The sequence below is a fragment of the Micromonospora sp. NPDC093277 genome (assembly GCF_044765245.1).
GTDB lineage: Bacteria > Actinomycetota > Actinomycetes > Mycobacteriales > Micromonosporaceae > Micromonospora.
The window spans coordinates 40,433-66,871 of record NZ_JBIWJO010000007.1; the positions used below are offsets into that span (position 1 = coordinate 40,433).

At 72.0% G+C, this 26,439-nt stretch carries 25 protein-coding genes; 11 read left to right on the forward strand and 14 right to left on the reverse strand.

The window, feature by feature from the left end; genetic code table 11:
• Position 1: 1 nt before the first annotated feature.
• The 3 genes from ACIRG9_RS16735 to ACIRG9_RS16745 are packed head-to-tail and all read right to left on the reverse strand — an operon-like array spanning position 2 to position 2,740.
• Positions 2–961, reverse strand: a complete 960-nt coding sequence (locus ACIRG9_RS16735; protein WP_402856200.1) for an ABC transporter ATP-binding protein — start codon at positions 959–961, stop codon at positions 2–4.
• Positions 958–1,833 (reverse strand): ABC transporter permease, encoded by an 876-nt coding sequence (locus tag ACIRG9_RS16740; protein WP_402856203.1) that lies wholly within the window; start codon positions 1,831–1,833, stop codon positions 958–960. The genes ACIRG9_RS16735 and ACIRG9_RS16740 overlap by 4 nt, the downstream gene beginning before the upstream one ends.
• Positions 1,826–2,740, reverse strand: a complete 915-nt coding sequence (locus ACIRG9_RS16745) for an ABC transporter ATP-binding protein (RefSeq protein WP_402856206.1) — start codon at positions 2,738–2,740, stop codon at positions 1,826–1,828. The genes ACIRG9_RS16740 and ACIRG9_RS16745 overlap by 8 nt, the downstream gene beginning before the upstream one ends.
• 446 nt (positions 2,741–3,186) lie before the next feature.
• On the opposite strand from ACIRG9_RS16745, the gene cysC reads away from it, so the two are divergent.
• From cysC to galT, 3 genes are all read left to right on the forward strand, one after another.
• Positions 3,187–4,716, forward strand: coding sequence for an adenylyl-sulfate kinase (gene cysC / locus ACIRG9_RS16750; RefSeq protein ID WP_402856208.1), 1,530 nt, complete (start codon positions 3,187–3,189; stop codon positions 4,714–4,716).
• Positions 4,717–4,899: 183 nt separating this feature from the next.
• The gene (locus ACIRG9_RS16755; RefSeq protein ID WP_402856210.1) at positions 4,900–5,688 is read left to right on the forward strand and encodes a DeoR/GlpR family DNA-binding transcription regulator; all 789 of its coding nucleotides are present in this window, start codon (positions 4,900–4,902) and stop codon (positions 5,686–5,688) included.
• Complete coding sequence (galT, locus tag ACIRG9_RS16760; protein WP_402856212.1) at positions 5,685–6,758, forward strand: galactose-1-phosphate uridylyltransferase; 1,074 nt, start codon at positions 5,685–5,687, stop codon at positions 6,756–6,758. Before ACIRG9_RS16755 ends, galT begins: the two co-directional genes overlap by 4 nt.
• 311 nt (positions 6,759–7,069) lie before the next feature.
• Here the strand turns inward: galT and ACIRG9_RS16765 are convergent, their stop codons facing one another.
• Together ACIRG9_RS16765 and ACIRG9_RS16770 are read right to left on the reverse strand one after the other, a co-directional pair.
• Entirely contained in the window at positions 7,070–8,287 is a 1,218-nt protein-coding gene (locus ACIRG9_RS16765) for an NADP-dependent isocitrate dehydrogenase (RefSeq protein WP_402856214.1), read from the reverse strand.
• Between the two features lie 140 nt (positions 8,288–8,427).
• A complete protein-coding gene (locus ACIRG9_RS16770) occupies positions 8,428–8,826 on the reverse strand; it encodes a VOC family protein (protein WP_402856216.1) in 399 nt (132 codons plus the stop codon).
• Between the two features lie 83 nt (positions 8,827–8,909).
• Between ACIRG9_RS16770 and ACIRG9_RS16775 the strand changes: the two genes are divergently transcribed.
• Positions 8,910–9,707 (forward strand): TetR/AcrR family transcriptional regulator, encoded by a 798-nt coding sequence (locus ACIRG9_RS16775; RefSeq protein ID WP_402856219.1) that lies wholly within the window; start codon positions 8,910–8,912, stop codon positions 9,705–9,707.
• Positions 9,708–9,771: 64 nt separating this feature from the next.
• Here ACIRG9_RS16775 and mdh read toward each other — a convergent pair whose 3' ends face one another.
• Both mdh and ACIRG9_RS16785 read right to left on the reverse strand, forming a co-directional pair.
• Positions 9,772–10,722, reverse strand: a complete 951-nt coding sequence (mdh, locus tag ACIRG9_RS16780; RefSeq protein WP_402856222.1) for a malate dehydrogenase — start codon at positions 10,720–10,722, stop codon at positions 9,772–9,774.
• A 103-nt stretch (positions 10,723–10,825) separates the two neighbouring features.
• Entirely contained in the window at positions 10,826–11,689 is an 864-nt protein-coding gene (locus ACIRG9_RS16785; protein ID WP_402856225.1) for a bifunctional methylenetetrahydrofolate dehydrogenase/methenyltetrahydrofolate cyclohydrolase, read from the reverse strand.
• A gap of 417 nt (positions 11,690–12,106) precedes the next feature.
• On the opposite strand from ACIRG9_RS16785, the gene ACIRG9_RS16790 reads away from it, so the two are divergent.
• The 5 genes from ACIRG9_RS16790 (at position 12,107) to ACIRG9_RS16810 (ending at position 17,674) form a co-directional block, all read left to right on the forward strand.
• On the forward strand, positions 12,107–13,708 hold the full coding sequence (locus tag ACIRG9_RS16790) for an ABC transporter substrate-binding protein (RefSeq protein WP_402856228.1): 1,602 nt from the start codon (positions 12,107–12,109) through the stop codon (positions 13,706–13,708).
• Positions 13,709–13,795: 87 nt separating this feature from the next.
• Complete coding sequence (locus tag ACIRG9_RS16795; RefSeq protein WP_402856231.1) at positions 13,796–14,734, forward strand: ABC transporter permease; 939 nt, start codon at positions 13,796–13,798, stop codon at positions 14,732–14,734.
• Positions 14,727–15,620 carry an ABC transporter permease gene (locus tag ACIRG9_RS16800; protein ID WP_402856234.1) on the forward strand — a complete coding sequence of 298 codons (894 nt, stop codon included), beginning with the start codon at positions 14,727–14,729 and terminating at the stop codon, positions 15,618–15,620. Before ACIRG9_RS16795 ends, ACIRG9_RS16800 begins: the two co-directional genes overlap by 8 nt.
• Before the next feature lie 4 nt (positions 15,621–15,624).
• Positions 15,625–16,662, forward strand: a complete 1,038-nt coding sequence (locus ACIRG9_RS16805) for an ABC transporter ATP-binding protein (protein WP_402856237.1) — start codon at positions 15,625–15,627, stop codon at positions 16,660–16,662.
• Positions 16,646–17,674, forward strand: coding sequence for an ABC transporter ATP-binding protein (locus ACIRG9_RS16810; protein WP_402856240.1), 1,029 nt, complete (start codon positions 16,646–16,648; stop codon positions 17,672–17,674). The genes ACIRG9_RS16805 and ACIRG9_RS16810 overlap by 17 nt, the downstream gene beginning before the upstream one ends.
• A gap of 56 nt (positions 17,675–17,730) precedes the next feature.
• On the opposite strand, the gene ACIRG9_RS16815 is transcribed toward ACIRG9_RS16810, so the two are convergent.
• The 4 genes from ACIRG9_RS16815 to purN all read right to left on the reverse strand — a co-directional run bounded on the left by ACIRG9_RS16815 (position 17,731) and on the right by purN (position 21,730).
• Positions 17,731–18,438 carry a hypothetical protein gene (locus tag ACIRG9_RS16815; protein WP_402856243.1) on the reverse strand — a complete coding sequence of 236 codons (708 nt, stop codon included), beginning with the start codon at positions 18,436–18,438 and terminating at the stop codon, positions 17,731–17,733.
• Between the two features lie 414 nt (positions 18,439–18,852).
• Positions 18,853–19,290, reverse strand: coding sequence for a hypothetical protein (locus ACIRG9_RS16820; protein ID WP_402856246.1), 438 nt, complete (start codon positions 19,288–19,290; stop codon positions 18,853–18,855).
• Positions 19,291–19,541: 251 nt separating this feature from the next.
• A complete protein-coding gene (gene purH / locus ACIRG9_RS16825) occupies positions 19,542–21,113 on the reverse strand; it encodes a bifunctional phosphoribosylaminoimidazolecarboxamide formyltransferase/IMP cyclohydrolase (protein WP_402856249.1) in 1,572 nt (523 codons plus the stop codon).
• Positions 21,110–21,730, reverse strand: coding sequence for a phosphoribosylglycinamide formyltransferase (gene purN, locus ACIRG9_RS16830; protein ID WP_402856251.1), 621 nt, complete (start codon positions 21,728–21,730; stop codon positions 21,110–21,112). Before purN ends, purH begins: the two co-directional genes overlap by 4 nt.
• A 234-nt stretch (positions 21,731–21,964) precedes the next feature.
• On the opposite strand from purN, the gene ACIRG9_RS16835 reads away from it, so the two are divergent.
• Complete coding sequence (locus ACIRG9_RS16835) at positions 21,965–22,519, forward strand: hypothetical protein (protein WP_402856254.1); 555 nt, start codon at positions 21,965–21,967, stop codon at positions 22,517–22,519.
• A gap of 13 nt (positions 22,520–22,532) precedes the next feature.
• Here ACIRG9_RS16835 and ACIRG9_RS16840 read toward each other — a convergent pair whose 3' ends face one another.
• A complete protein-coding gene (locus tag ACIRG9_RS16840) occupies positions 22,533–23,879 on the reverse strand; it encodes a DUF6350 family protein (protein WP_402856257.1) in 1,347 nt (448 codons plus the stop codon).
• Positions 23,880–24,036: 157 nt separating this feature from the next.
• Between ACIRG9_RS16840 and ACIRG9_RS16845 the strand changes: the two genes are divergently transcribed.
• Entirely contained in the window at positions 24,037–24,303 is a 267-nt protein-coding gene (locus ACIRG9_RS16845; RefSeq protein ID WP_402856258.1) for a DUF4190 domain-containing protein, read from the forward strand.
• A gap of 57 nt (positions 24,304–24,360) precedes the next feature.
• Here ACIRG9_RS16845 and sucD read toward each other — a convergent pair whose 3' ends face one another.
• On the reverse strand, positions 24,361–25,248 hold the full coding sequence (gene sucD / locus ACIRG9_RS16850; protein ID WP_091124868.1) for a succinate--CoA ligase subunit alpha: 888 nt from the start codon (positions 25,246–25,248) through the stop codon (positions 24,361–24,363).
• Between the two features lie 2 nt (positions 25,249–25,250).
• The gene (sucC, locus tag ACIRG9_RS16855) at positions 25,251–26,429 is read right to left on the reverse strand and encodes an ADP-forming succinate--CoA ligase subunit beta (protein ID WP_402856261.1); all 1,179 of its coding nucleotides are present in this window, start codon (positions 26,427–26,429) and stop codon (positions 25,251–25,253) included.
• Positions 26,430–26,439: the final 10 nt, after the last annotated feature.

Consider the following 26,439-nt stretch of genomic DNA (forward strand, 5'->3'; position numbering starts at 1 on the left):
GTCAGCTCCCCACCAGGTAGGAGAAGACGCTCTCCAGCGATTCGTCCTCGGGCGTCAGCGACCGGACCCGGACGCCCCGGGCCAGCGCGATCTTCGGCAGCGCCCGGGTGAAGGCACCGTAGTCGCCAGCCCGGACGGTGAGCCCGGCCCGGCCCAGCTCCACCCCGGTCACCGACGGCTCGGCGATCAGCGCGACCGCGAGCGCCCGGTCGTCGGTGGAGCGCACCGCGAAGACGTGCGGCCGGTTGGTCATCAGCCGGCGGATGGTCCGGTAGTCGCCGGAGGCGGCCAGCCGGCCGGCGACCATCACCTGCACGGTGCCGGAGACCTGCTCAACCTCCTCCAGGATGTGCGAGCTGAACAGGATGGTCCGGCCGGCGTCGCCGAGGCGGTGCAGCAGGGCCATCATGTGCAGCCGCTGCCGCGGGTCCATCCCGTTGAACGGCTCGTCGAGCAGCAGCACCTGCGGGTCGTGGACCAGCGCGGCGGCCACCCGGGTGCGCTGCCGCATGCCCTTGGAGTAGGTGCCGATCCGCCGGTCCTGCGCGTCCGCCATCTCCACCAGGTCGATCGCCCGGCGGGCCGCCGCCTCGGGGTCGGGCAGCCGGTGCAGCTTCGCGCTGGCCAGCACGAACTCGTACGCGGAGAGGAAGGTGTGCACCGCCTCCCGCTCGCTGACCAGGCCGAGCCGCCGGTAGACGTCCGGGTTGCGCCAGGTCGGCTCCCCGTCGAGGGTGACCGCGCCCCGGGACGGGGCGAGGAAGCCGGCCATCATGTGCAGCAGGGTGGTCTTCCCCGCGCCGTTCGGCCCGAGCAGGCCGGTCACCCCGGGCCCGAGCCGCATGGTGATGTCGTTGACGGCCACCACGTTGCCGTACCACCGGGAGACCCCGGCGAGGTCGAGGGTGGACGCGGGGGTGGTCGGCGCCGCCGCCTGTGGGCCGGCACTGATCGTGGTCATCGGGCGGCCACCTTCCGGTATCGCAGCAGCAGCAGGGCGACGCAGCCGGCCACCAGCAGGATGGCCGCGGCCAGGTAGACCGGCCCGAAGTCGCCGATCAACCCCAACCCACCGGGATGCAGCCGGTCGCCCAGGGTGTAGATGCCGACGCCCTCCACGAGGCTGGACGGCGAGGCGAGCATGGCCAGCTCGTTGACCGCCCGGGAGGGCATGATCGACAGGGTGGCGACGATCGGGGCGGTCATCAGGAACGCCGCCACGATGCCGCCGGCCGCGAAGGCTCGCTTGCTGGTGAGCGAGGCGATGAGCAGCCCGACCGAGGCGAAGACCACCGCCCACAGGGCCGCGTAGAGCAGGCCGGGCAACAGGTCGAGCAGCTCGTCCCAGACCCCGCGGATCCCGGTCTTGGTGGTGAACGCGGCGCCGAGGAACATCACCAGCTGCGGCGCGCCGAGCAGCAGCCAGAGCGCGGTGCCGAGCGCGCCGAGCTTGGCCAGCGCGTAGTCGCCGCGGGGCAGCGGTCGGGAGAAGTAGAGCGGCAGCACGCCGCTGCCCAGGTCGCGCGAGACCAGCTCCGGCCCGACCACCGCGACGAAGAAGATGACCAGCCAGCTCATCGCGTCGGCGAACTGGGCGTACGTCATGACGACCTGGCCGGTCTGGGTGCGTACCGCGGTCAGCCCGGCGGCGACCACCACCACGATGCTGACCACCAGCCAGGGGAAGATCTTCGCCTTGGCGGACCGGCCGAGGCCGAACGCCGTCCGCAGGCCGTGCAGGTAGAGCGCGCCGAAGACGTGCCGGCGGCCCAGCCGGGTGCCGGTGTAGCGCTGGTACCCGATGTCGTGGATGACGCCGGTCGGCTCAGGCATGGCTGGGCTCCCTCGTGGCGAAGAGTTCGGCCACCCGGTGCCGCCGCTGGTCGAGCCGGTGCAGCGGCAGGTCCAGCTCGGCGACCGCGCCGAGGATCAGGTCGTACGTGGCGTCGTCGGCGAGCGGGACGAGCAGCAGCCGCCCCTCCCGGGACACCGGCAGGTCGAACGCGGCGAGCCGGGCGGCCAACTCCTCCGTACCCTCGCTCACCTCGACAGCGAGCACGTCGGTGGCGGAGGTCATCGCGGCGACCCGGTCGGCGCGCAGCAGCCGCCCGCCGTCGATGGCGACCAGCGTGTCGCAGATCCGCTCCACCTCGCCGAGCAGGTGCGAGCAGACCACCACGGAGATGCCGAACTCGGTGCCGATCCGATGGATCAGGGCGAGCATGGCGTCCCGGCCGGCCGGGTCGAGGCCGTTGGTGGGCTCGTCGAGCAGCAGCAGGTCCGGGTCGTGCACCAGGGCCTGGGCGAGCTTCACCCGCTGCTTCATGCCGGTGGAGTAGCCGCCGACGGCCCGGTGGCGCTCCTCGTGCAGGCCGACGTGGCGCAGCGCCTCGGAGGCCCGCTCCCGGGCGACCGTCCGCGGCAGGCCGCTGATCCGGCCGAGGTGGGTGACCAGTTCGGCGGCGGACAGGTCGGGCGGGAGGGCGTCGTGTTCGGGCATGTAGCCGACCCGGGCGCGGACCGCCGCCGGGTCGGTGGTGGGGTCGAGGCCGAGCACGGAGACCCGGCCGCTGGTCGGGGCGAGCAGGCCCAGCAGGATCTTGATCAGGGTCGACTTGCCGGCGCCGTTCGCGCCGACCAGCCCGATGATCCCCGGCTCGACCGACACCGTGAGGTCGGCCAACGCGGTGACCCGACCTCCGTACGTCTTGGTCAGCGACTCGGTCGCGAGCAGTGTCACGACGCCCAGCGTAGAAAGTGCATGCCCCTCTGGGTATCAGGAAACGCTCGGGGTTACCCCTGATTCCGCCCCGACCGGCGCCCAGGTCGGCCGGGGCGCACCGCGAATGGTCCGGATCTTCAGGTCCGGCTGGCCGACCAGCCGGTTCGAACCGGCCGTCCGGGTGGCCCGCACCCGCCCCGGGCACGCTCGATACGCTCCCGCGCCGACCGGGGAGAGCGGACGCACCAGGTCCTGGCCGGGATCGACGGAAGCGGGTTGACCAGCGCCTCCACCGGGTGCTTACGCTGGGCGGGGTCGTTCGGCGCCGCTTCGCCGGCCGCCGCCGACCGGTCGCGACCGGCGACGGTCGCGTCAACGGACGGTGGTCATGAGGTGGGGTGGCACTCTCGACCGGAGCCCGACCGGCTGCGAAACTGTGTGCCGGCCGGTGAGTTGGGGGATAGATGAGCAACGGGTGGGTGCTGCCCGAGGACGTGCTGCGGGACGCGCCGGCGTACGCGCCTCGCACCGGTGAGCTGGCCGATCTCGAGTTACTGCTGACCGGGGCGTACGCCCCGCTGGCCGGCTTCATGACCCGGGCCGACCTGGCCGCGCTGAGCCGGCGCGGCCGGCTGGCCGACGGCACGCCGTGGCCGGTGCCGGTGACCCTGCAGGTGCCGGCGGCACTCGCCGGTGGGCTGGAGTTGGACGAGCCACTGCGCCGGGCGCTGGTGCTCACCGACGGCGAGGGCGCCCCGGTGGCCGCGATGGACGTGACCGACGTCTGGCCGCTCCGCGAGGGGATGATGGGCGTCGGCGGCGCGGTACGCCGGCTCGGCGACGGCGGCCGCGGGCCGTTCCAGCGGCTGCGACGCAGCCCCGAGGAGGTCAAGGCGCTGCTGCCGCCGGGCCGGGTGCTCGGTGTCTTCGCCGACCGGCCGCTGCACCGGCCGCAGCTCGCGCAGATCGCGCACTCCGCGCGCACGTTGGGCGCACACCTGCTGGTGATGGTCCCGGTGGGCGACGAGGGGGTCGGCGGGCTGCCGTCCGAGGCGCTCGTCCGCACCGTGTTCGCCGCCCGCGACCGGATGCCCCCGGCGACCCTGGTGGCGGTGCCGCTGGCCAGGCGGCCCGACGAGATCAGCGATGCCCTGCTCCGGGCCCGGGTCGCGGCCGCGTACGGGGTGACCCACCTGCTCTCCACCGAGGGGATGCTCTCCGGGGCCGGCCTGCGGGTGCTGGTGCCCCGGGAGCTGGCGTACGACAACCGGGACGGGCAGTGGCGCTGGCGGGAGGACATCCCGCCGCGCAACCGGCGGCTGGCGCTGCGCCAGGAGGAGATCGACGACCTGCTCGACCGGGGCTTCCCGTTGCCCGAGTGGCACACCCCGCCGGCGGTGGCCAAGGAGCTGGCCCGGGCTCGCCCGCCGCGCCGGCACCGGGGCCTGGTGGTCTTCCTGACCGGGCTGTCCGGGTCCGGCAAGTCGACCATCGCCCGGGGCCTTGCCGACCTGCTGCGTGAGGGCGGCGAACGCAGCGTCACCCTGCTCGACGGCGACGTGGTGCGCCGGGAACTCTCCGCCGGGCTGGGCTTCAGCAAGGCCGACCGGGACGCCAACGTGCGCCGGATCGGTTGGGTGGCCGCCGAGATCGCCCGGCACCGGGGGGTCGGCATCTGCTGCCCGATCGCCCCGTACGCGGCGGCCCGGGCCGCCGCCCGGGAGATGGCGCACGCCGCCGGGTCGGGCTTCCTGCTGGTCCACGTCGCGACCCCGCTGGAGGTGTGCGAGCAGCGCGACCGCAAGGGCCTGTACGCGCGGGCCCGCGCGGGCCTGATCACCGGTATGACGGGCATCGACGACCCGTACGAGGAGCCGATCGACGCCGATCTGGTGGTGGACACCACGGACCTGACCGTCGAGGAGGCGGTCCAGCAGGTGATGGAACACCTGACCGAGAGCGGCTGGGTGGAGCCCCGCCTCCAGTCCGCCTGATCCGTCCCCGCCGACCGCCGGCCGTTCGCGGCCCCGGTGGCGGCGGGGTCGGCGGAGCAGCCGGGCGCTGTGTGCCGCGCCCCCTTCCCTTTCCTCTCCCCCACCTGCCCGCTAGTGTTCGGCTTTGTTGGAACACGTTCGACCACGTTGGGACGTGGTCGCGAGAGCCGGGGGTGACGACGGGTGCTGGCGCGGCAGCGGCAGGCGGCCATCCTGGAACGGGTCCGTGCCGCCGGGGGCGTGCGGGTCACCGAGTTGGCCGCCGAGTTCGGCGTCTCCGACATGACCATCCGGCGTGACCTGGAGACCCTGCACGAGCGGGGCGTGCTGGCCAAGGTGCACGGCGGGGCGACCGTCACCGGCCCCGGCTCGACGGACGAGCCCGGGTTCCGCGTCAAGTCGGTCCGGCAGTCCGCCGAGAAGGCGGCCATCGCCGACCACGCCGCGCGGCTCGTCCGCCCCGGTGCCGCGATCGCCCTCTCCGCCGGCACGACCACCGCCGAGCTGGCCCGCCGGCTGGTCGACGTGCCGGGGCTGACCGTGGTGACGAACTCGCTGCCGGTGGCCGAGATCCTGCACGTCGGCGGCCGGCCGGACCAGACCGTGGTGCTCACCGGTGGCGTGCGAACCCCCTCGGACGCGCTCGTCGGCCCGCTGGCCGTGGCGGCGCTCGGGGCCCTCCATCTCGACCTGCTCTTCCTCGGCGTGCACGGGATCAGCGAACGCGCCGGGTTCACCACCCCGAACCTCATGGAGGCCGACACGAACCGGGCCCTGGTGGCCGCGGCCGACCGGCTGGTGGTGCTCGCCGACCACACCAAGTGGGGCACGGTCGGCATCTCCTCGATCGTGGGGCTGGACGCCGCGGACGTGCTGGTCACCGACGACCGGCTGGCGCCGGACGCTCGACGGGCACTGGCCGACCGGGTGGGCGAACTGGTGGTCGTGCCGGGCACCGAGGGGGCCCGGTGAGGCGTACGCGGATCGAGCTGGCCGACGGCCGCGAGTTGATCTACTTCGACGAGCGGGACGACGCGGTCCGTGACGAGCCGGACCGCCGCGAGTTGCCCCCGCCTCCGGCGGCCTCCCAACTCCGGTACGACCCGCTGACCGACGAGTGGGTGGCGGTGGCGGTGCACCGGCAGACCCGCACCTTCCTGCCCCCGGCCGACCAGTGCCCGCTCTGCCCGTCCCGGGACGGCCGGCTCAGCGAGATCCCCGCCCCCGACTACGACGTGGCCGTCTTCGAGAACCGTTTCCCGTCGCTGAGCCAACGGGTCGCCGACGAGCCGGCCGAGATCACCCCGTTCACCCCGGTACGCCCGGGACACGGCCGATGCGAGGTGGTCTGCTTCACCGACGACCACCACGCCTCGTTCGCCAGCCTCTCGCCACGGCGGGTACGGACCGTGCTGGACGCGCTGGCCGACCGGACCGGCACGCTCAACGAGCTGCCCGGGGTGGAGCAGGTCTTCCCGTTCGAGAACCGGGGCGTGGAGATCGGGGTGACACTGCACCACCCGCACGGCCAGATCTACGCGTACCCGTTCGTGACGCCCCGGACCCGCGCGATGCTCGCCGCCGCCCGCCGGCACGCCGGGCGCACCGGCGGCAACCTGTACGCGGACGTGCTCGCCGCCGAGCGCGCCGCCGGGGTCCGGGTGGTGGCGAGCAACGAACACTGGACGGCGTACGTGCCGGCGGCGGCCCGGTGGCCGTTCGAGGTGCACGTGGCCCCGCACCGGCCGGTGCCGGACATCCCGGCGCTGGACGACGCCGAGCTGGACGCCTTCGGGCCGCTCTACCTGGACGTGCTGCGCCGCTTCGACGGGCTGTTCGGCCAGCCGATGCCGTACATCGCGGCCTGGCACCAGGCACCGGTGCGGGTCGACCGCGAGTTGGGACACCTGCACCTGCAGCTGTTCAGCGTCCGGCGGGACCGGGACAAGCTGAAGTACCTGGCCGGCTCCGAGTCGGCCATGGGCGTCTTCATCAACGACATCGCCCCGGAACGCGCCGCCGAACTGCTCCGCACCGGGTGAAAGGAAGGGCCTCTGCTTAACGCCTGAGGTAGAGCAAGGGACCCCTGTTTACACACGACGGGCCGGACAACAGGGCGCGGGGGGCCCGGGACAGGGCCCCCCGCAAGGGAAGGGACGGCTGGCTGTGCGCGACAGCCGGGAAGGCTGGCTGATCGGCACTCATGCCGCGAGGCGACGCGGTCAACCTTCCTGGGCGGGACTCGCGGCCCCGTCCACCCTGTTCAACGAGGCACGCCACCTGCGGTGACGCGGCGGGTGGAGACGAAGGAGCCCGCCGGGCCGGCGGGCTCCTTCGTGACGCGTGGACGGAATCAGGCGGCGAGCTTGCGGGCCAGGTTCTCGTCGAGCGCGTTCATGAACTCGTCGGTGGTCAGCCACGGGGCGTCGCGCGAGATCAGCAGCGCGAGGTCCTTGGTCATCTGGCCGCCCTCGACCGTGGAGATGATGACCTGCTCCAGCGTGTTGGCGAACTCGGTGACCGCCGGGGTGCCGTCCAGCTTGCCCCGGTGGGCCAGGCCCCGGGTCCAGGCGTAGATCGACGCGATCGGGTTGGTCGAGGTCTTCTCGCCCTTCTGGTACTGCCGGTAGTGCCGGGTGACCGTGCCGTGCGCGGCCTCGGCCTCGACGGTGCGGCCGTCCGGGGTCATCAGCACCGAGGTCATCAGGCCGAGCGAGCCGAAGCCCTGGGCGACGGTGTCGGACTGCACGTCACCGTCGTAGTTCTTGCAGGCCCAGACGAAGCCACCCTCCCACTTGAGCGCGGCGGCGACCATGTCGTCGATCAGCCGGTGCTCGTAGGTGATGCCGGCGGCCTCGAACTCCGACTTGAACTCGTTCTCGAACACCTCGGCGAAGATGTCCTTGAAGCGGCCGTCGTACGCCTTGAGGATGGTGTTCTTGGTCGACAGGTAGACCGGGTATCCACGGTCCAGGCCGTAGCGCATCGAGGCGCGGGCGAAATCCCGGATCGAGTCGTCGAAGTTGTACATGCCCATGGTGACGCCGCCGCCCGGGAAGTTGGCGACCTCCATCTCCATCGGGGCACTGCCGTCAGCCGGGGTGTAGGTGATGGTCACCGTGCCCGGGCCGGGGACGACGAAGTCGGTGGCCTTGTACTGGTCGCCGTGCGCGTGCCGGCCGATGATGATCGGCTTGGTCCAGCCGGGGACCAGCCGCGGCACGTTCGACATGATGATCGGCTCGCGGAAGACGACGCCGCCGAGGATGTTGCGGATGGTGCCGTTCGGCGACCGCCACATCTTCTTCAGCCCGAACTCCTCCACCCGGGCCTCGTCCGGGGTGATGGTGGCGCACTTGACGCCGACGCCGTGCTCCTTGATGGCGTTGGCGGCGTCGATGGTGACCTGGTCGTCGGTGGCGTCGCGGTGCTGGATCGACAGGTCGTAGTAGTGCAGGTCGACGTCGAGGTACGGCAGGATCAGCTGCTCGCGGATCTGCTTCCAGATGATCCGGGTCATCTCGTCGCCGTCGAGTTCCACGACCGGGTTGTTTACCTTGATCTTCGCCATCGGCCGGCGCTCCTCTCGGGGGACACGTGCTCAAGCAGTACGAGCGTACTGGAAACTCGCCGGGGCACCCCAGCCGCCCTCACCCTTCCCGCCTGCCGGTGCCACCACACCTCCGCACGGGGGAAGGGTGCGGGCCTGGATCAGCTGGCCTCGGCCGGGGCGTGCACCCACTGCACCAGCTGGAAGATCACCCCATTCGGGTCGGTCACCTGGAAGAAGCGCTCCCCCCAGGGCTCGGTCTGGGGCGGCGTCGTGATCGGCACGCCGGCGGCCTGGAGCCGGGCGCACTCGGCGTCGACGTCGTCCACCACGAAGGCGACGATCAGTCCCTCGGCCCGCTGCCCGCGCAATTCCTCGGGCTGGAGGAGGGCCAACCCGGTACGCAGGAAGACCAGGTTGAAGCCGACGCCCTCGCGGGCCAGCGAGACGAACCCGTCGGCCTCCATCTCCTGGCGGAAACCGAAGTGCTGCTGGACGAACGTGGCCGAGGCCGCGACGTCGGCGACGTTGAGCGAGACGGCGGAGGCGGTGATCTGCACGTGGACTCCCTGGAGTCGGGGGAAATACTCCGTACATTGTACATCGTACCGCGTACGACATTTTTGCCTGAGAGGATCGGGAGGTGTCCAACCACCGCAGCGGAGCCGGCGACCCGGCCCGTACCCTGCGCCTGCTCTGGCGGCAGCCCGACGAGAGCCCGCGTCGGGGTCCGCGCCCGGGCCGCTCGCTGGACGACATCGTCACGGCCGCCATCGAGCTGGCGGACGCCGACGGGCTCGACGCGTTGACCATGCGGGCGGTCGCCCAGGCGGTCGGCGTGGCGCCGATGAGCCTCTACACGTACGTTCCGGGCAAGGCCGAGCTGCTCGACCTGATGCTGGACGCCGGCTACACCCGGATGCCCCGACCCGACCGGTCCGGCGAGCCCTGGCGGGCACGGGTGGCGGCGCTCGCCGGGGACAACCGGGAGCTGTACACCGCCCACCCCTGGGCCACCGAGGTCGCCACCGGCCGGCCGCCGCTGGGCCCGGGCATGATGGCCAAGTACGAGTACGAACTGCGCGCCTTCGACGGCACCGGCCTGGACGACGTGCAACGGGACGCCGCGTTGACCTACGTCCTCGACTTCGTCCGGGCTGCGGCCCGCTCGGCAGCCGAGGCACGACTCACCCGTCGGGAGACCGCGTGGAGCGATGAACAGTGGTGGGCGGCGAACGGCCCGCTGCTCGCCCGGGTGCTCGACGAGCGGCGGTACCCCACAGCCGTACGGGTGGGCGCCGCGGCGGGGGCCGCGCAGAACGCCGCGTACAGCCCGGACCGCGCGTACCAGTTCGGTCTGGCCCGGGTCCTCGACGGCCTGGGCGTCCTGATCGACGGCGGCGACGGCCCGCGCCGCTCCGGCGCGGACCCGGCCGACTGATCCCCGGTCCGGACGCGAAAACGCCCCGCGACCATCGGTCGCGGGGCGCTCCGGGCAGCTGGGGTTACATGTTGGCGATGTCGGACTGCTTGGCGCGGACCGCCTCGGCGGCCTCCTTGAGGCTGGCCAGCTCGTCGGCGTCCAGGTCGGTCTCGACGACCCGCTTGACGCCCTCGGCGCCGATCGCGGCCTCGACACCCAGGTAGACGCCGGAGATGCCGTATTCCCCGTCGACCCAGGCGCAGACCGGCATGACGTCGCCCGAGTCCTCGGCCACGGCCTTGGCCATCCGGGCGGCGGCGGCCGACGGGGCGTAATACGCGGAGCCGGTCTTCAGCAGCGCGACGACCTCGGCGCCCCCGTTGCGGGTCTTGACGACCAGCTCCTCGATCTGCTCGGCCGGCATGACCTCGCGCAGCGGCTTGCCGTCGACGGTGCTCTTCGACGGGACCGGGACCATGGTGTCGCCGTGCGAGCCCAGGGTCAGCGTCTTCACCGACCTCACCGGCACGTTCAGCGCCTCGGCGACGAAGTTGGTGAACCGGGCGGTGTCCAGCATGCCGGCCTGGCCGAGCACCCGGTTGCGCGGGAACTGGGTGGCGATCTGGGCCAGCGCGGTCATCTCGTCCAGCGGGTTGGAGACAACGATGACGACGGCGTTCGGGGCGTACTTGGCGACGTTCTCGGAGACCTGGCGGACGATCTTGGCGTTGGTCTCCAGCAGGTCCATCCGGCTCATCCCCGGCTTGCGGGGCAGGCCGGCGGTGATGACGACGACGTCCGAGCCCTCGATGGCCTCGTAGCCCTCGCCGTTCGGGCCGGTGGTGACGCCGACGACCTTGGTCTCGAAGCCCTCGACCGGGCGCGACTGGTTGAGGTCCAGCGCCAGGCCCGCCGGCTTGCCCTCGACGATGTCGGTGATCACGACGGTGTCGAAGACGTCGTACTCGGCCAGGCGCTGCACGGTGGTGGAGCCGTAGAAGCCGGCCCCGACGACAGTGACCTTCTTACCCATGGTCGTCCCACTCCCTGCTACCAGTCGGTTTTCCGGACCGTATCAGCCATCCTGGCACCGATCGGGCCAGGGGCGGACGGTTATGACGCGGTTGGGTGGTCGGTCACATCTGCCGCTCGGCGCGCTCCACCACATTGGTCAGGAGCATGGCCCGGGTCATCGGCCCGACACCGCCCGGCATTGGCACCAGCTTGCCGGCCACCTCGGCCACCTCGGGGTCGACGTCGCCGGTGTAGCGGCCCTTGCCGTCCGCGCCGATCACCCGGGTGATGCCGACGTCGACGACCGTCGCACCGGGATTGATCATGTCGGCGGTGAGCAGGCCCGGCACGCCGGCCGCGACGATGACGATGTCGGCCGCGCGGGTCTGCTCGGCCAGGTCCAGCGTGCCGGTGTGGCACAGGGTCACGGTGGCGTTCTCGCTGCGCCGGGTGAGCAGCAGGCCGAGCGGGCGACCGACGGTGTTGCCGCGGCCGATCAGGGCCACCTTGGCGCCGCGCAGCGCGACGTCGTGCCGGCGGAGCAGTTCCACGATGCCGCGCGGGGTGCAGGGCAGCGGGGCGTCGTAGCCGAGCACCAGCCGGCCCAGGTTGACCGGGTGCAGGCCGTCGGCGTCCTTCTCGGGGTCGATCATCTCCAGCGCCCGCTGGGTGTCCAGGTGGGCCGGCAGCGGCAGCTGGACGATGTAGCCGTGGCAGGCCGGGTCGGCGTTCAGCTCGGCGAGGACGGCCTCCAGTTGCTCCTGGGTGGCCTCTGCGGGCAGCTCGCGGCGGATCGAGGCGACGCCCACCTCGGCGCAGTCGCGGTGCTTGCCGTTGACGTACGCCTGGGAGCCGGGGTCGGCGCCGACCAGGACCGTGCCGAGCCCGGGGATGGTTCCGCGCTCCGCCAGCGCCTTGACCCGCGTCCGCAGCTCGTCCTTGATCTCCGCCGCCGTCGCCTTGCCGTCCAGGATCATCGCCGTCACGCCTGGATCGTCTCACGTCCCACGGCCACCCGAACGATGACGGCAAATGGTGACCCTCCGTGACGTGTTTTTCGTCACCCACCGTCACAGAAGTGTGCCTCGCGCCACATTGCGAGACGGACACCAGATGATCAACCGGGACGCGGCGGACGGCCGACCAGCAAGCACGTGAAGGCGTCGAGAGGGTGCCTCGAACCCGCTCCATCGGCCGCAAAACGCGGCACTGACCAGCTATTTCATCTCCACTCCCATACCAGAGGTCCACCGCTGGGCCAAGACCGGGGCGGGCACTCCGTTACCACATCGCAACGCTCTCGTTGCCGAAACGGCCCGCGACGACCTACCGTTGCCGATCGTTGCGCAGCGTTACCCAACGCCGGGCCTGACTGCGCAGCGTGAGGAGATGAGGAGACTCCAATGCGTGTTCGTAGGCTCGCCGCCTGGACCGCCCTCCCGCTCGCGGTGACCCTGGGCCTGGTGGCCTGCGGCTCGGGCGGGGGCAGCGGCGGCAAGAGCGACCCCAACGCGGCTGTGCGGATCGAGATCGCCGAGCCGCAGCACCTGCTGCCGACCAACACCAACGAGACGAGCGGCTCACAGGTGCTGTCCGCACTGTTCAGCCCGCTGGTCGACTACGACCAGGCGAACAAGCCGTACGAGGTGGCGGCCGACTCGGTGACGTCGTCGGACAACAAGGTCTGGACGATCAAGCTGAAGCCCGGCTACACGTTCCACAACGGCGAGCCGGTCACGGCCGACAACTACATCGACGCCTGGAACTACGGCGCGTACGGCCCAAACGGCCAGAACTCCAGCTACTTCTTCGAGAAGATCGCCGGCTACGACGACCTGCAGGGCGAGCAGCCGAAGGCCACCGCGCTGAGCGGCCTGAAGAAGGTCGACGACCTGACCTTCACCGTGACGCTCTCCCAGCCGTACGTCGACTTCAAGAGCATGCTCGGCTACACGGCCTTCTACCCGCTGCCCAAGGCGGCCTTCTCCGCCCCGGGCGTACTCGCCGAGGGCTACGAGCAGGCGCCGATCGGTCAGGGCCCGTTCAAGATGAAGGGCACCTGGCAGCACGACGCCAAGGTCGAGGTCGAGAAGTACGACGCCTTCCCCGGCGAGAAGCCGAAGGTGGGCGGCGTCGAGTTCCGGATCTACCAGCAGCTGACCGCCGCGTACGCGGACGTGCTGTCGGACAACCTCGACGTGATCAAGACGATCCCGACCGAGAACCTGTCGACCGCCCCCACCGACCTCGGCGACCGGTTCCAGCAGAGCCCGGCCTCCTCGCTCCAGGTGCTGGCCTTCCCGACCTTCCAGAAGGAGTTCAGCAACCCCGACGTGCGCAAGGCCATCTCGATGGCGATCGACCGGGAGGAGATCACCAAGTCGATCTTCAAGGGCTCGCAGCAGTCGGCCCGCTCGTTCGTCTCGCCGGTGGTCGCCGGCTACCGGGACAACACCATCGGCGCGTCCGGTGAGTTCGACCCGGCCAAGGCCAAGGCCCTGTACGAGGCCGCGGGCGGCCCGAAGAAGATCGAGCTGTCGTACAACGGCGACGGTGGCCACAAGGACTGGATCGACGCCACCTGCAACCAGCTCAAGGCCAACCTGGGCGTGGAGTGCGTCGGCACCGCCGAGCCGAAGTTCGCGGACCTGCTGACCAAGCTCAAGCAGAAGCAGCCGGTCGGCCTGTTCCGGATGGGCTGGGTCATGGACTACCCGTCCATGGAGAACTACCTCGGCCCGCTGTACAGCACCAACGGCTCGTCGAACTACTACGGCTACAGCAACCCCGAGTTCGACAAGCTGCTCGCCGAGGGCTCCAGCGCCCCGAGCGAGGACGAGGCGATCAAGAAGTACCAGGCGGCGGAGGACCTCCTGGCCAAGGACATGCCGGTGATCCCGCTCCGGTACGGCCAGAACAACTTCGGCCACTCGACCAAGGTCAAGAACGTCGAGGTGGACCTGTTCGACCGGGTCAACCTGCTGAAGATCGAGGCCGCCAAGTAACACCCGTACGCCGGGTCGGGCCGCCACACCGGGTGGCCCGACCCGCGCGAGCGGCGTACCTTCCGCCCCTTCCAGAGAGACTTCAGGATGTTCCGCTTCATTCTGCGGCGACTGCTCCAGATGGTTCTCGCGTTCTTCGGGACCACGCTGATCGTCTACGCGCTGATGTTCGCCGGCCAGGGCGACCCCATCCAGGCGCTCGCTGGGGAACGACCCGTCACCGCGGCCCAGCGGGCATACCTGACCGAGAAATACCACCTCGACGCCACCGGCGTGGGTGGCTTCTTCTACCGCTACTTCGACTACCTCAAGAACCTGCTCCAGGGCGACCTCGGGCAGTCGCTGACCGGACGGCAGATCGGCGACATCCTCGCCACCGCCTGGCCGGTCACCATCAGGCTGGCGCTGATCGCCATGGTCGTCACCATCGTCATCGGCGTCACCGCAGGCGTGATCGCCGGCATCCGGCGGGCCAGCATCTTCGACAACGCGACGCTGGTGCTCACCCTGCTGGTGCTCGGCATCCCGACCATCGTGCTCGCCCCACTGGCCCAGTTCCTGCTCGGCGTCAAGTGGCCGCTCTTCCCGCCGACCGCCGGCGCCGAACCGAGCCTGTACGCCCTGCTGCTGCCCGGCATCGTGCTCGGCTCGCTCTCGCTGGCCACCGCGCTGCGGCTGACCCGGACCTCGGTCGCGGAGAATCTGCGCGCCGACTACGTGCGCACCGCCCGGTCGAAGGGTCTGGTCAAGCGCCGGATCGTCAGCGTGCACGTGCTGCGCAACTCGCTCATCCCGGTGGTCACCTTCCTCGGCGTCGAGCTGGGCAACCTGATGAGCGGCGCGATCATCACCGAGGGCGTGTTCAACATCCCCGGTGTCGGTTTCAACCTGTTCCGCGGCATCCGCACCGAGGACGGCCCCCTGGTGGTGGGCATCGTCAGCGTGCTGGTCGTGGTCTACCTCGTCTCCAACCTGGTGGTGGACGTCCTGTACGCCGTACTCGACCCGAGGATCCGCTATGAGTGACACGCTGCAGCAGGTGGGCGCGCCGCAGAAAGCGCGCAGCCTGGCCGGTGACGCCTGGCGCGACCTGCGTCGCAACCCGATCTTCTGGATCAGCCTGACCCTGGTCGTGCTGGTCACCGCGATGGCCGCCGTCCCGTCGTTGTTCACCGCCAACGACCCGCGCGACTGCCTGCTCTCCCGGCAGCACGCCGGGCCGTCCGGCGGGGCCATCCTCGGGTACGACTTCCAGGGCTGCGACACGTACTCCCGGGCGGTCTACGGCGCCCGTGCCTCCCTGCTGGTCGGCGCGCTCTCCGCGCTGTTCACCGGCGTGATCGCGCTGACCGTCGGGATGTTCGCCGGCTACTTCGGCGGCTGGGTCGACGCGGTGCTCTCCCGGGTGACCGACATCGTGCTCGGCATCCCGCTGCTGCTCGCCGCGATCGTGATGCTCAAGCGGGTGCACAGCGACGGCTCCACGGTCCGGATCGCCGCGGTGATCTTCGTGCTGGCGGCGCTGGGCTGGACCACCGCGGCCCGGGTGGTCCGCTCCTCGGTGATCACCGCCAAGGAGCAGGACTACGTCGCAGCGGCCCGGATGCTCGGAGCCGGCAACGGTCGGATCATGTTCCGGCACATCCTGCCGAACGCACTCGCGCCGGCGATCGTGGTGCTCACCATCGCGCTCGGCTCGTTCATCGCCGCCGAGGCGACGCTGAGCTTCCTCGGCATCGGCCTCAAGGCTCCGACCATCTCCTGGGGCATCGACATCGATGCCGGCCGGGTGCACATGCGCGAGGCGGCGACCCCGCTGGTCGTACCCTCCGCCTTCCTCGCGCTGACCGTCCTCGCCTTCATCATGCTCGGCGACGCGATCCGCGACGCCTTCGACCCGAAGCTGCGGTGACCTCATGACCCAGTCCGCTGTCCGGCCGGTGCCGGCCACCCCCACCCCGCCGGGTGGCCACCTGCTCGAGGTACGGGACCTGCACATCGAGTTCCGCACCCACGAGGGCGTGGCCAAGGTGATCAACGGGGTGTCGTACCACCTCGACCCGGGCGAGACCCTGGCCGTGCTCGGTGAGTCCGGCTCCGGGAAGTCCGTGACCGCCCAGGCGATCATGGGCATCCTCGACACCCCGCCAGCGCACATCCGCTCCGGCCAGATCCTCTACCAAGGCCGGGACCTGCTGACCCAGTCGGAGGAGCAGCGCCGGCAGGTGCGCGGCAAGGAGATCGCGATGATCTTCCAGGACGCCCTCTCCGCGCTGAACCCGGTCTTCCCGGTCGGCTGGCAGATCGGCGAGACGCTGCGCCAGCGCGAGGGGATGTCCCGCGCCGACGCCCGCCGGCGGGCCGTCGAGCTGATGGATCTGGTCAAGATCCCGGGCGCGGCGAAGCGGCTCGGCGACTACCCGCACCAGTTCTCCGGCGGTATGCGGCAGCGCGTCATGATCGCCATGGCGCTCGCCCTGAACCCGAAGGTGCTCATCGCCGACGAGCCGACCACCGCGCTGGACGTCACCGTGCAGGCCCAGATCATGGACCTGCTGGCCGACCTGCGTCGCGACCTGAACATGGCGATGATCCTGATCACCCACGACCTCGGCGTGGTCGCCGGGGTCGCGGACCGGATCGCCGTCATGTACGCCGGCCGGATCGTCGAGCACGCCGACGTGCGCTCGCTGTACCGGACGCCGGCCCACCCGTACACCAAGGGACTGCTGGCGTCGATCCCGCGGCTGGACGTACGCGGCCAGTCGCTGTCGACGATCAGGGGGTTGCCGCCGAACCTGATGCGCATCCCCTCCGGTTGCCCGTTCCACCCCCGGTGCCCGTACGCGCAGCAGGTCTGCGTGGACGAGGTGCCGCACGACCTGGCCCTCGGCGAGGGCCGGACCAGCGCGTGCCACTTCGCCCAGGAGGTCCGTGATGACACCGACCGCTAGCCCGACCAAGGTCCGCGGCGAGACGATCCTCGCCGTCGACAACCTGGTCAAGCATTTCCCGATCACTCAGGGCGTGGTCTTCAAGAAGCAGGTCGGCGCGGTCAAGGCGGTCGACGGGGTCAGCTTCGAGCTGCGCCGCGGCGAGACGCTCGGCGTGGTCGGCGAATCCGGCTGCGGCAAGTCCACCCTGGCCCGGCTGCTGATGCGGCTGGAGAAACCGACCGCCGGCCGGGCCACCCTGGAGGGGAAGGACCTGTTCAAGTCCTCCGGTGCGGAGCTACGCCGGCTGCGCCGCAACATGCAGATGGTGATGCAGGACCCGTACACCTCGCTGAACCCGCGGATGACGGTCGGCGACATCATCGGCGAGCCGTTCGACATCCACCCGGAGGCGGCGCCGAAGGGCAGTAAGCGCGGGCGGGTGCAGGAACTGCTGGACGTGGTCGGCCTCAACCCCGAGCACATCAACCGCTATCCGCACCAGTTCTCCGGCGGCCAGCGGCAGCGCATCGGCATCGCCCGGGCGCTCGCCCTGCGGCCCGAGATCATCGTCTGCGACGAGCCGGTGTCGGCCCTGGACGTGTCCATCCAGGCCCAGGTGATAAACCTGCTGGAGCAGCTTCAGGACGAGTTCGGGCTGTCGTACATCTTCATCGCGCACGACCTGTCGGTGGTCCGGCACATCTCCGACCGGGTCGCGGTGATGTACCTCGGCAAGATCGTGGAGGTCGGCACCGAGCAGGAGATCTACGAACGGGCCACCCACCCGTACACCCAGGCGCTGCTCTCGGCGGTGCCGGTGCCCGACCCGGACGCCCGGGCCGATCGGAAGATCATCCGGCTGACCGGCGACGTGCCGAGCCCGGCCGACCCGCCGTCGGGCTGCCGCTTCCGCACCCGCTGTTGGAAGGCGCAGGACATCTGCGCGACCAAGGAGCCGTTCGCGGTGCTGCGCGCGGCGGACCCGCACCCCTCGGCCTGCCACTTCGCCGAGGTGCGCCCCGCCGCCTGAGCTGGGAACCCGCGGCGGTCGTTCCCGACCGGGGCGGCCGCCGCGGGTCGTCCCGGTCAGCGCCGCGGCGGCCCGCAACCCGAGTCGGGGCTGGCCTGGAAGTCCGATCCGGTACGGCTGACCAGTGCGGTGATCCGCGGCTCGCCCTCGACCGACAGCAGCCACGTCGAGACCGCGGCGTCGACGTAGCCGATCGGCAGCTGCCGCCAGTTCGTCGACCGGCCGTGAATGTCCGACAGTTGGCGGGTCAGGTCCGCCAGGGCGGCGTCCACGCTGGGCCCCCGTCCGGGACCGATGGCCCAGGACGCGATCCCGCCGAAGTCGCAGGAATAGTCGGCAGCCGTGCCCGGCCGCCAGAAGCCGGACGAGTCGACCACCGTCACCGCCTCTTCCCGCTTCTCCATGTTCGAGCAGCTCAGCCGCAGCTGCCCGGGCGGCGCGGTCAGCGTCCAGACCGTGGGTGACGCGGGCACGGGGTTTCCCTCGCCGCCGTGGGTCCACCCGATGCGCAGGTAGGTGCCCGCCGGGACGGTGCCGCCAACCCGGATCGGTACGCCGGCCCGGCCCGTGCGGACCGTCGTCCCGGAGACCGTCACGCCGTCCGGACCGCACCGCACGTCGACCGGCTCCGCCTCGGGTCCGGCGGAGGCCCCGGCCGGCGCGGCCGTAAGTGCCGCCTCAGCCGGCGCGGCCGTCCGTTCCGCCCGGGCCGGCGCGCACCCCGCCACAAGCAGCAGCCCGCCCACCGCCACCGCAGCCGCCATCGTCCTCATCGTCCTGCCTCCGTTCGCCGCCCGGACCGAAACCGGCGCCGCCGGCCCAGCCCCTCAGACGCGGCGCCCCGGCACACGGTTCCTGGCCCGGCTGCTCTCGTCGCGGTGAACGACCGATGCGATCCGGCGAACGGCCTCCCGGCCCGCGGGGTGGACACGAGGCGGGCCCCGCCCCCGGAGGAAGAGGGGACGGGGCCCGCGGCCGCGCCCGAAGGCCGGCCGGCCTTCGGCGGTCAGTGTTGGGACAGGTCGGACGCCCAGACCCCGCAGCCACGGGTCGCGACGTAGGCGTGCCGACCGCGCCGTCTCGGCGTCCACGCCGACGATCGATGGCGCGCCGGGCCGCTATCTGGAGAGGGCGCCGAGCGCGCGACAGAAGGTGATCAGCACCAGACGCGGGGAGGGTCAGGCAGCGGGCGGCGGGGCCCGGGTGGGCAGGGCGCCGCGCGGCGGCAGCGGTACGGCCGGCGACCGGTAGCGGATCGGAACCACGGCCTGGTCGGACGGGCCAGCGACGCGCACGGGCACGGCCAGGAGGAGATCGTCCGGTCCGTCGGTGAGTACGACGCCAGCGCGGTGGTCACCGCGGTTTCCGCCGGAGACTGCCGTCCGCGCATCCGACGGAGCGTCGAGGTGCGCGGGGCGCGCCACGACGACTCGGGGGTCGCCGGGGGGAGGGGCGGGACGGTCCGGCGTCGCGGCCGGCGCGTCTACGACGACCGGCCGATGCGCGGCGGTGACCACCGCGCCGGGCTCAGGGGTCTCCGCGCGGGTGGGCACACCCAGGCCGACCAGGACGAGCGCCAGCGCGACGACGGCGGTCAACCGGTCGAGCACGCGCATGGGCGGACCTGTCGGTAGGAGGGGAGCCGCTCCCGCGGGCGGCGCGAGGGCCGCGGGCGGGAACCGACCGAGAGGGAACGGGAAGGATCGATCGCTCAAACCACGCTAGCAACAACGCTCACGGCCGGGCAATGGCGAGACGCTGTCCCTACGGCTGGTCAGCGCCCCCGACCTGACAGGGCCCCGGCTGAGGGTGACAGCACGTGCGACGGGGGCGCCGCCGTCGGCCGCGCCCCCGTCGCCGCCGGGAATCAGTGGAAGAAGTGCCGGGTGCCGGTGAGGTACATCGTCACGCCGGCCTCCTTGCAGGCTGCGATGGTCTCGTCGTCGCGGATCGACCCGCCCGGCTGGACGATCGCCCGGACCCCGGCCTCGATGAGGATCCTCGGGCCGTCGGCGAACGGGAAGAAGGCGTCCGAGGCGCAGACCGACCCGCTGGCCCGGTCGGCGCCGGCCCGGCTCACCGCCAGGCGCGCCGAGTCGACCCGGTTCACCTGGCCCATCCCGACGCCGACGGTGGCACCGTCCCTCGCCAGCAGGATCGCGTTGCTCTTCACCGCACGCACCGCCCGCCAGGCGAACGCGAGGTCACGCAGGGTCGCCTCGTCGGCGGCCTCGCCGGCGGCCAGCCGCCAGTTGGCCGGGTCGTCGCCCTCGGCGTCGACCCGGTCCCGCAGCTGCACCAGCACGCCGCCGGTGACCTGCCGCCACTCGGCCGGCAGCGGGGCGAACTCCGGGGCGTGCAGCAGCCGGAGGTTCTTCTTGCCCTGCAGGATCTCGACGGCGCCGGGCTCGAAGCCCGGGGCCACCAGCACCTCGGTGAAGATCTCCACGACCTGCCGGGCCAGCTCGACGGAGACCGGCCGGTTGACCGCGATCACCCCGCCGTACGCGGAGACCGGATCGCAGTCGTGCGCCCGGCGGTGTGCCTCGGCCACGTCCGCCCCGACCGCGATGCCGCACGGGTTGGCGTGCTTGATGATCGCCACCGCCGGCTCTCCGGGGAAGTCGTTCGCGGCCCGCCACGCGGCGTCCGCGTCGACGTAGTTGTTGTACGACATCTCCTTGCCGTGCAGCTGCTCCCCCTGGGCCAGGCCGGCCGGGCTGGCCGGATCGGCGTAGAGGGCGGCCGCCTGGTGCGGGTTCTCGCCGTAGCGCAGCACCGCCTGCCGGCGCAGCGCCAGGCCCGCGAACTCCGGCCACCCGTCCGCCGCCGGTGCCAGGCCGGCCGCGAACCACTCGGCGACGGCCACGTCGTACTCGGCGATGTCGGCGAACGCCCGGGCGGCGAGCGCCCGACGCTGGGCCAGGGTGAAGCCACCCTCGGCGAGCGCGGTCAGCAGCGCCGGGTACGCGGCCGGATCGGTCACCACAGCGACCGAGGCGTGGTTCTTGGCCGCGGCCCGGACCATCGCCGGACCGCCGATGTCGATCTGCTCGACGCACTCGTCCTGGCTGGCGCCGGAGGCGACCGTCGCCTGGAACGGGTAGAGGTTGGAGACCAGCAGGTCGATGCCGGCGATGCCGTGCTCGGCGAGCTGGGCGGCGTGCGCGTCCTTGCGCAGGTCGGCGAGGAGGCCACCGTGGATCTTCGGGTGCAGGGTCTTCACCCGCCCGTCGAGGATCTCCGGGAAGCCGGTCACCTGCTCGACCGGGGTCACCGGCACGCCCGCGCCGGAGATCGTCGCCGCCGTGCTGCCGGTCGAGACGATCTCCACCCCGGCCTCGTGCAGGGCCCGGGCCAACTCGACCAGACCGGTCTTGTCGTAGACGCTGACCAGCGCCCGCCGGATCGGGCGGCGCATGTCCTGAGTGGAACTCACGGGATCCTGACCTTTCTGCCGGTGATCGTCCAACCTTCGCGGACCAGCCGACCGACCTGCTCCACGAGCTGGCGCCGCTCGGCCTCCTTGATGCGCTCGGTGAGCGCCTCCTCGTCGTCGTCTTCCCGCACCGGAACGGCGACCTGGGCGACGATCGGGCCGGTGTCCATGCCGGCATCGACGAAGAACAGGGTGGCGCCGGTGACCTTCACGCCGTAGGCGAGGGCGTCCCGGGGGCCGTGGATGCCGGGAAACGCCGGCAGCAGGGTGTTATGGGTGTTCAGGTAGCGGTCACCGAACGCGGCCAGGAAGCGCGGGCCGACCAGCTTCAGGAAACCGGCGCTGATCACCAGGTCAGGCCGGTGCTCCGCGACGCGCGCGGTGAGCGCGGCGTCCCAGTCCTCGCGGGACACATGGTCCTTCAGGCGCTCGACGAAGGTCGGCACCCCGACGGCGGCGGCCCGGTCCAGGCCGGCGATCCCGTCGCGGTCGGCGCCCACCGCCACCACCCGCGCTCCGTATCCCGGGTCGGCGGTGGCGTCCAGCAACGCCTGGAGGTTGCTGCCGGAGCCGGAGACGAGGACGACGAGGCGGGCGACGGACGCGGGCTCGGTCACCCAGCCACCCTATCGGGCAGGTCGGAGCGTCCAATTGCCGGGCGGCGGCGCGCGCGGCTGATCTCCGGGTGGCGCCGGCACGATACGCTGCCGTCTCCCGGTGCCGGGCGTACGCCCGGCCCGGCGTCGGCATCGTGACCTTGGTTCCGGGCCTGTGACGTCCCCGGTGCTGGGCCGCAAGATGATCGGCAACAACCGACCAGACAGTCGAACCCAGTTTGGAGCACCCCGCAAATGCAGCCCGGTTACCCCGGTCAGGACCCGTACGGCCAGCAGCCGCAGGATCCGACCGCCCCGCAGCAGCCCCACGACCCGTACGCGGCGCCGCAGTACGGGCAGCAGCCCGCCCCCGGCCAGCCCTACGGACAGCAGCCCACCTCGGGCCAGCCGTACGGGCAGCAGCCCACCTCGGGCCAGCCATACGGGCAGCAGCCCTACCAGGACCCGTACGCGCAGCAGCAGCAGCAGCAGCCGTACGGTGCCGCGCCGTCGTACGGCTCCGGCTACCCCCAGCAGCAGCCGCAGGGCCAGCAGAACACGCTGGGCCTGGTGTCGATGATCCTCGGTATCGCGTCGATCCCGCTGGTCTGCTGCGTCTACCTCGGCATCCCGGTCGGCATCGCCGGCGCGGTCACCGGCTACCTGGGCCGGCAGAAGGCCGCGCAGGGGCTGGCCAGCAACGACGGCCAGGCCAAGACCGGCCTGATCTGCGGCGCCATCGGTGCCGGCCTGGGCGTCCTGCTGCTCATCCTGGCCGTGGTGGCCAACTTCAGCCTGCCCGGTCAGTAATTCAACCCGGCCCTCAGGGGCGTCCCGGAGCGTCCGGGGCGCCCCTCGCCGTTTCCGCCCCCGTCCGTTTCCGCCGCGGGGTGGCCTCGCGGGTCAGGATCCTGGTGGCGACGGCACCGAGCAGCGCGCCGACGCCGACGACCGCCGTGGCGACCCCGGCCACCTGCCACCACACCGGACCGACCTCGGCCAGCCGGCCGCCGCCGAGCGGACCACCGGAGATCGCCGCGGCCACGCCGAGCAGCACCCCGGCGACCGGGCCGGCGAGCGCCGCCGGCACCAGCAGTTCCGGCCAGCCGATGGTCACCCGCTCCTCGGCCGCGACCCGCGCCAGCCGCCGGGCCAGCAGCCAGCCGGCGGCCATCCCCGCCAGCACCGGCACCGCGAGCAGTCCCACGCCGAGCCCGTCCACCGGTCCTCGCGGCAGCCCGGCCAGCAGCGGTACGGCCGGCAGCGCGCCGAGGGCCACCTCGCTGGTGCGTACGGCCGTGCCGGTGCCGACGGCGAACCCGGGCCCGAGCAGGTAACTGGCCGACCAGACGGTGGCGTTCGGGGCGTAGGCGAGGCTGACCAGGGTGATCCCTGCCTGACCGGCCACCCCGGTCCGGTACGCCCCGATCATGTCGGCCGCGTCGCCGCCTCCGGTCGCCACGGCGAGCCCGGCCGCTCCGGCGCCCGCGCCGAGCAGCAGCAGCCCGGCGACCAGGCCGGTACGCACCCCGTCCCGGAGCGGCGGCGCCGACCGCCGGGCCAGCAGCACCGAAACACCGGTGGTACGCACCGCGCCGACCAGGGCGGCGAGCGTGCCGAGGAGCGCGAAGGCCAGCCCGGCCCGGATCGGGGACACCCGCGGACCGCCGGCGCTGACCGCGATCGCGGCGAGGGCGCCGAGCAACGCGTACCCGATGCCGACGGCGACCGCGACGGTGAGCGCCTGTCGGGGCGAGCGACCGCCGCGGGCACCGACGGCCCGGGTGACGTGCACGCCGGCGCGGGTGAGCCGCCAGACGGCGAGCGCGGTCAGGGCGAGCGGTGCCAGGCCGAGCGGCCCGGCGGGGGTCTCCAGCGGCACCCCGTGGCCGAGCAGCCAACCGGCGAGACCGGCCCGGAGCGCGCCGGGCAGCGAGCCGGCGTCCTCGCTGAGCTGGGCCAGACCGAGCACCAGGGTCACCGGCAGCCACGACGTCAAGGCGGCCCAGCCGGCCGCCACCCCGGCGGCGACGGGCAGTGGGGCCCGGCCGCGCGGTGCTTCCCCCGACCGGGGCGCGGGCACCCGGGGCCGGGCACGACCGGCCGGCCGGGCGTCGGCGGCGACACCGGCGCCGGTACGGCGAGGCTGGTCAGGGGTGACGGATGACATTGTCTCTACTCTGGCATGCCGCGCGGGCGGCGGCAGTCCGATACCGCCCCGGTGCCACGGCGAGTTCCGTGATCCACCCGGTTGGCGGCGCCGATCCGGTTAGCCTCGGCCCAGGGCGCGACCTGTTTGTCGCGGCGCCGAGGGCTCGGAGGAAGCCGTGAACGCTCCGTATCCGCCGCCACCGCGGTCGACCGCCGGCCGGGATCTGACCACCCTCTGGGGCGTGGTGGGGATCGTTCTCAGCCTGCTGTGCTGCGGTATCTTCGGCATCCTCTTCGGCTACCTGTCGCTGCGGGACGCGCGGCGCTTCGGGCGGTCCCGGCTCCTCGGCTGGCTGGCGATCGCGTTGGGAATCATCAACATCATCGCCAGCGCGGTCATCCGGACCCGGGGCGGCCACCAATACCCGTACTGGTACCGCTGAGACAGCGAGGGGGCCGACCGGATCCCGGTCGACCCCCTCGACACGTCACGCGGCCGCTCAGCGGCCGGACATGATCTCCCGCATCAGCTTGGCGGTCTCGGTCGGGGTCTTGCCGACCTTGACGCCGACCGCCTCCAGCGCCGTCTTCTTCGCCTCGGCGGTGCCCGCCGAGCCGGAGATGATCGCACCGGCGTGGCCCATCGTCTTGCCGGGCGGGGCGGTGAAGCCGGCGATGTAGCCGACCACCGGCTTGGTGACGTTGGCCTTGATGAACTCGGCCGCCCGCTCCTCGGCGTCGCCGCCGATCTCGCCGATCATCACGATGGCGTCGGTGTCCGGGTCCGCCTCGAACGCGGCCAGGGCGTCGATGTGGGTGGTGCCGATGATCGGGTCACCGCCGATGCCGACGCAGGTCGAGAACCCGATGTCACGCAGCTCGTACATCATCTGGTAGGTCAGCGTGCCGCTCTTGCTGACCAGGCCGATCCGACCGCTGCCGGTAATGTCGGCCGGGATGATGCCGGCGTTGGAGGCACCCGGGGAGGCGATACCCGGGCAGTTCGGGCCGATGATCCGGGTCCGCTCGCCCTTGGCCACGTTGTACGCCCAGAACGCGGCGGTGTCGTGCACCGGCACGCCCTCGGTGATCACCACGGCCAGCTCGATGCCGGCGTCGATCGCCTCGATCACCGCGGCCTTGGTGAACTGCGGCGGCACGAAGATGACCGTGACGTCGGCGCCGGTCTCCTTCATCGCGTCCGCGACGGTGGCGAAGACGGGCAGCGCGGTGCCGTCGAAGTCGACGGTCTGGCCCGCCTTGCGCGGGTTGGTGCCGCCGACGACGTTGGTGCCGGCGGCCAGCATCCGCCGGGTGTGCTTGGAACCCTCGGAACCGGTCATCCCCTGCACGATGACCTTGGAGTCCTTGGTCAGCCAGATAGCCATGATCAGACCCCCGCAGCCGCCAGCTCGGCGGCCCGCTCGGCCGCGCCGTCCATGGTGTCGACCCGCTGGACCAGCGGGTTGTTCGCGCCGTCGAGGATCGCCCGACCGGCCTCGGCGTTGTTGCCGTCGAGGCGGACGACGAGCGGCTTGGTGACCTGCTCGCCCCGCTGCTCCAGCAGCGCCAGCGCCTGCACGATGCCGTTGGCGACCTCGTCACAGGCGGTGATGCCACCGAAGACGTTGACGAAGACGCTCCGGACCGCGGGGTCGGAGAGAACGATCTCCAGACCGTTCGCCATCACCGCGGCGCTCGCGCCACCGCCGATGTCGAGGAAGTTGGCCGGCTTGACGCCGCCGTGCCGCTCGCCCGCGTACGCCACCACGTCGAGGGTGGACATGACCAGGCCCGCGCCGTTGCCGATGATGCCGACCTCACCGTCGAGCTTGACGTAGTTGAGGTCCTTCTCCTTGGCGGCCTGCTCCAGCGGGTCGACCGAGGCCTGGTCGACCAGGGCCTCGTGGTCCGGGTGCCGGAACGCGGCGTTCTCGTCGAGGCTGACCTTGGCGTCCAGCAGCAGCAGCTTGCCGTCCTTGGTCGTGGCCAGCGGGTTCACCTCGACCAGCGTGGCGTCCTCGGCGACGAACGCCTGCCACAGCTTCACCGCGACGTCGACGACCTGGTCGGCCACCTCGGCCGGGAAGCCGGCGGCGGTCACGATCTCGCGCGCCTTCGCCTCGTCCACGCCGACGTTCGCGTCGATCGGGGCCTTGACCACCTTCTCCGGGGTCTCGGCGGCGACCTGCTCGATGTCCATGCCACCGGCCACGCTGGCGATGCAGAGGAAGGTGCGGTTCGCCCGGTCGAGCAGGTACGAGAAGTAGTACTCCTCGGCCACGTCCGCGGTCACGGTGATCATGACCTTGTGGACCGTGTGACCCTTGATGTCCATCCCGAGGATGTCGGTGGCGCGGGCCACCGTCTCCTCCGCGCCCTCGGCCAGCTTCACGCCGCCGGCCTTGCCACGGCCGCCGACCTTCACCTGCGCCTTGACGACCACCCGGCCGCCGAGGCGTTCGGCGATCGCGCGGGCCTCCTCCGGGGTAGTGGCGACGCCGCCGGCGAGCACGGGCAATCCGTGCCGCTCGAACAGGTCCCGCCCCTGGTACTCGTACAGGTCCACGATTGCGCGT

Excerpts from the sequence above, each read along its gene's own strand:
- ACIRG9_RS16735 (WP_402856200.1), bottom strand. The coding sequence starts at position 961 with ATGACCACGATCAGTGCCGGCCCACAGGCGGCGGCGCCGACCACCCCC.
- ACIRG9_RS16740 (WP_402856203.1), bottom strand. The coding sequence starts at position 1,833 with ATGCCTGAGCCGACCGGCGTCATCCACGACATCGGGTACCAGCGCTAC.
- cysC (WP_402856208.1), top strand. The coding sequence starts at position 3,187 with ATGAGCAACGGGTGGGTGCTGCCCGAGGACGTGCTGCGGGACGCGCCG.
- ACIRG9_RS16765 (WP_402856214.1), bottom strand. The coding sequence starts at position 8,287 with ATGGCGAAGATCAAGGTAAACAACCCGGTCGTGGAACTCGACGGCGAC.
- mdh (WP_402856222.1), bottom strand. The coding sequence starts at position 10,722 with ATGGGTAAGAAGGTCACTGTCGTCGGGGCCGGCTTCTACGGCTCCACC.
- ACIRG9_RS16790 (WP_402856228.1), top strand. The coding sequence starts at position 12,107 with ATGCGTGTTCGTAGGCTCGCCGCCTGGACCGCCCTCCCGCTCGCGGTG.
- ACIRG9_RS16795 (WP_402856231.1), top strand. The coding sequence starts at position 13,796 with ATGTTCCGCTTCATTCTGCGGCGACTGCTCCAGATGGTTCTCGCGTTC.
- ACIRG9_RS16800 (WP_402856234.1), top strand. The coding sequence starts at position 14,727 with ATGAGTGACACGCTGCAGCAGGTGGGCGCGCCGCAGAAAGCGCGCAGC.
- ACIRG9_RS16805 (WP_402856237.1), top strand. The coding sequence starts at position 15,625 with ATGACCCAGTCCGCTGTCCGGCCGGTGCCGGCCACCCCCACCCCGCCG.
- ACIRG9_RS16810 (WP_402856240.1), top strand. The coding sequence starts at position 16,646 with ATGACACCGACCGCTAGCCCGACCAAGGTCCGCGGCGAGACGATCCTC.
- ACIRG9_RS16815 (WP_402856243.1), bottom strand. The coding sequence starts at position 18,438 with ATGGCGGCTGCGGTGGCGGTGGGCGGGCTGCTGCTTGTGGCGGGGTGC.
- ACIRG9_RS16820 (WP_402856246.1), bottom strand. The coding sequence starts at position 19,290 with ATGCGCGTGCTCGACCGGTTGACCGCCGTCGTCGCGCTGGCGCTCGTC.
- ACIRG9_RS16835 (WP_402856254.1), top strand. The coding sequence starts at position 21,965 with ATGCAGCCCGGTTACCCCGGTCAGGACCCGTACGGCCAGCAGCCGCAG.
- ACIRG9_RS16840 (WP_402856257.1), bottom strand. The coding sequence starts at position 23,879 with ATGTCATCCGTCACCCCTGACCAGCCTCGCCGTACCGGCGCCGGTGTC.
- sucD (WP_091124868.1), bottom strand. The coding sequence starts at position 25,248 with ATGGCTATCTGGCTGACCAAGGACTCCAAGGTCATCGTGCAGGGGATG.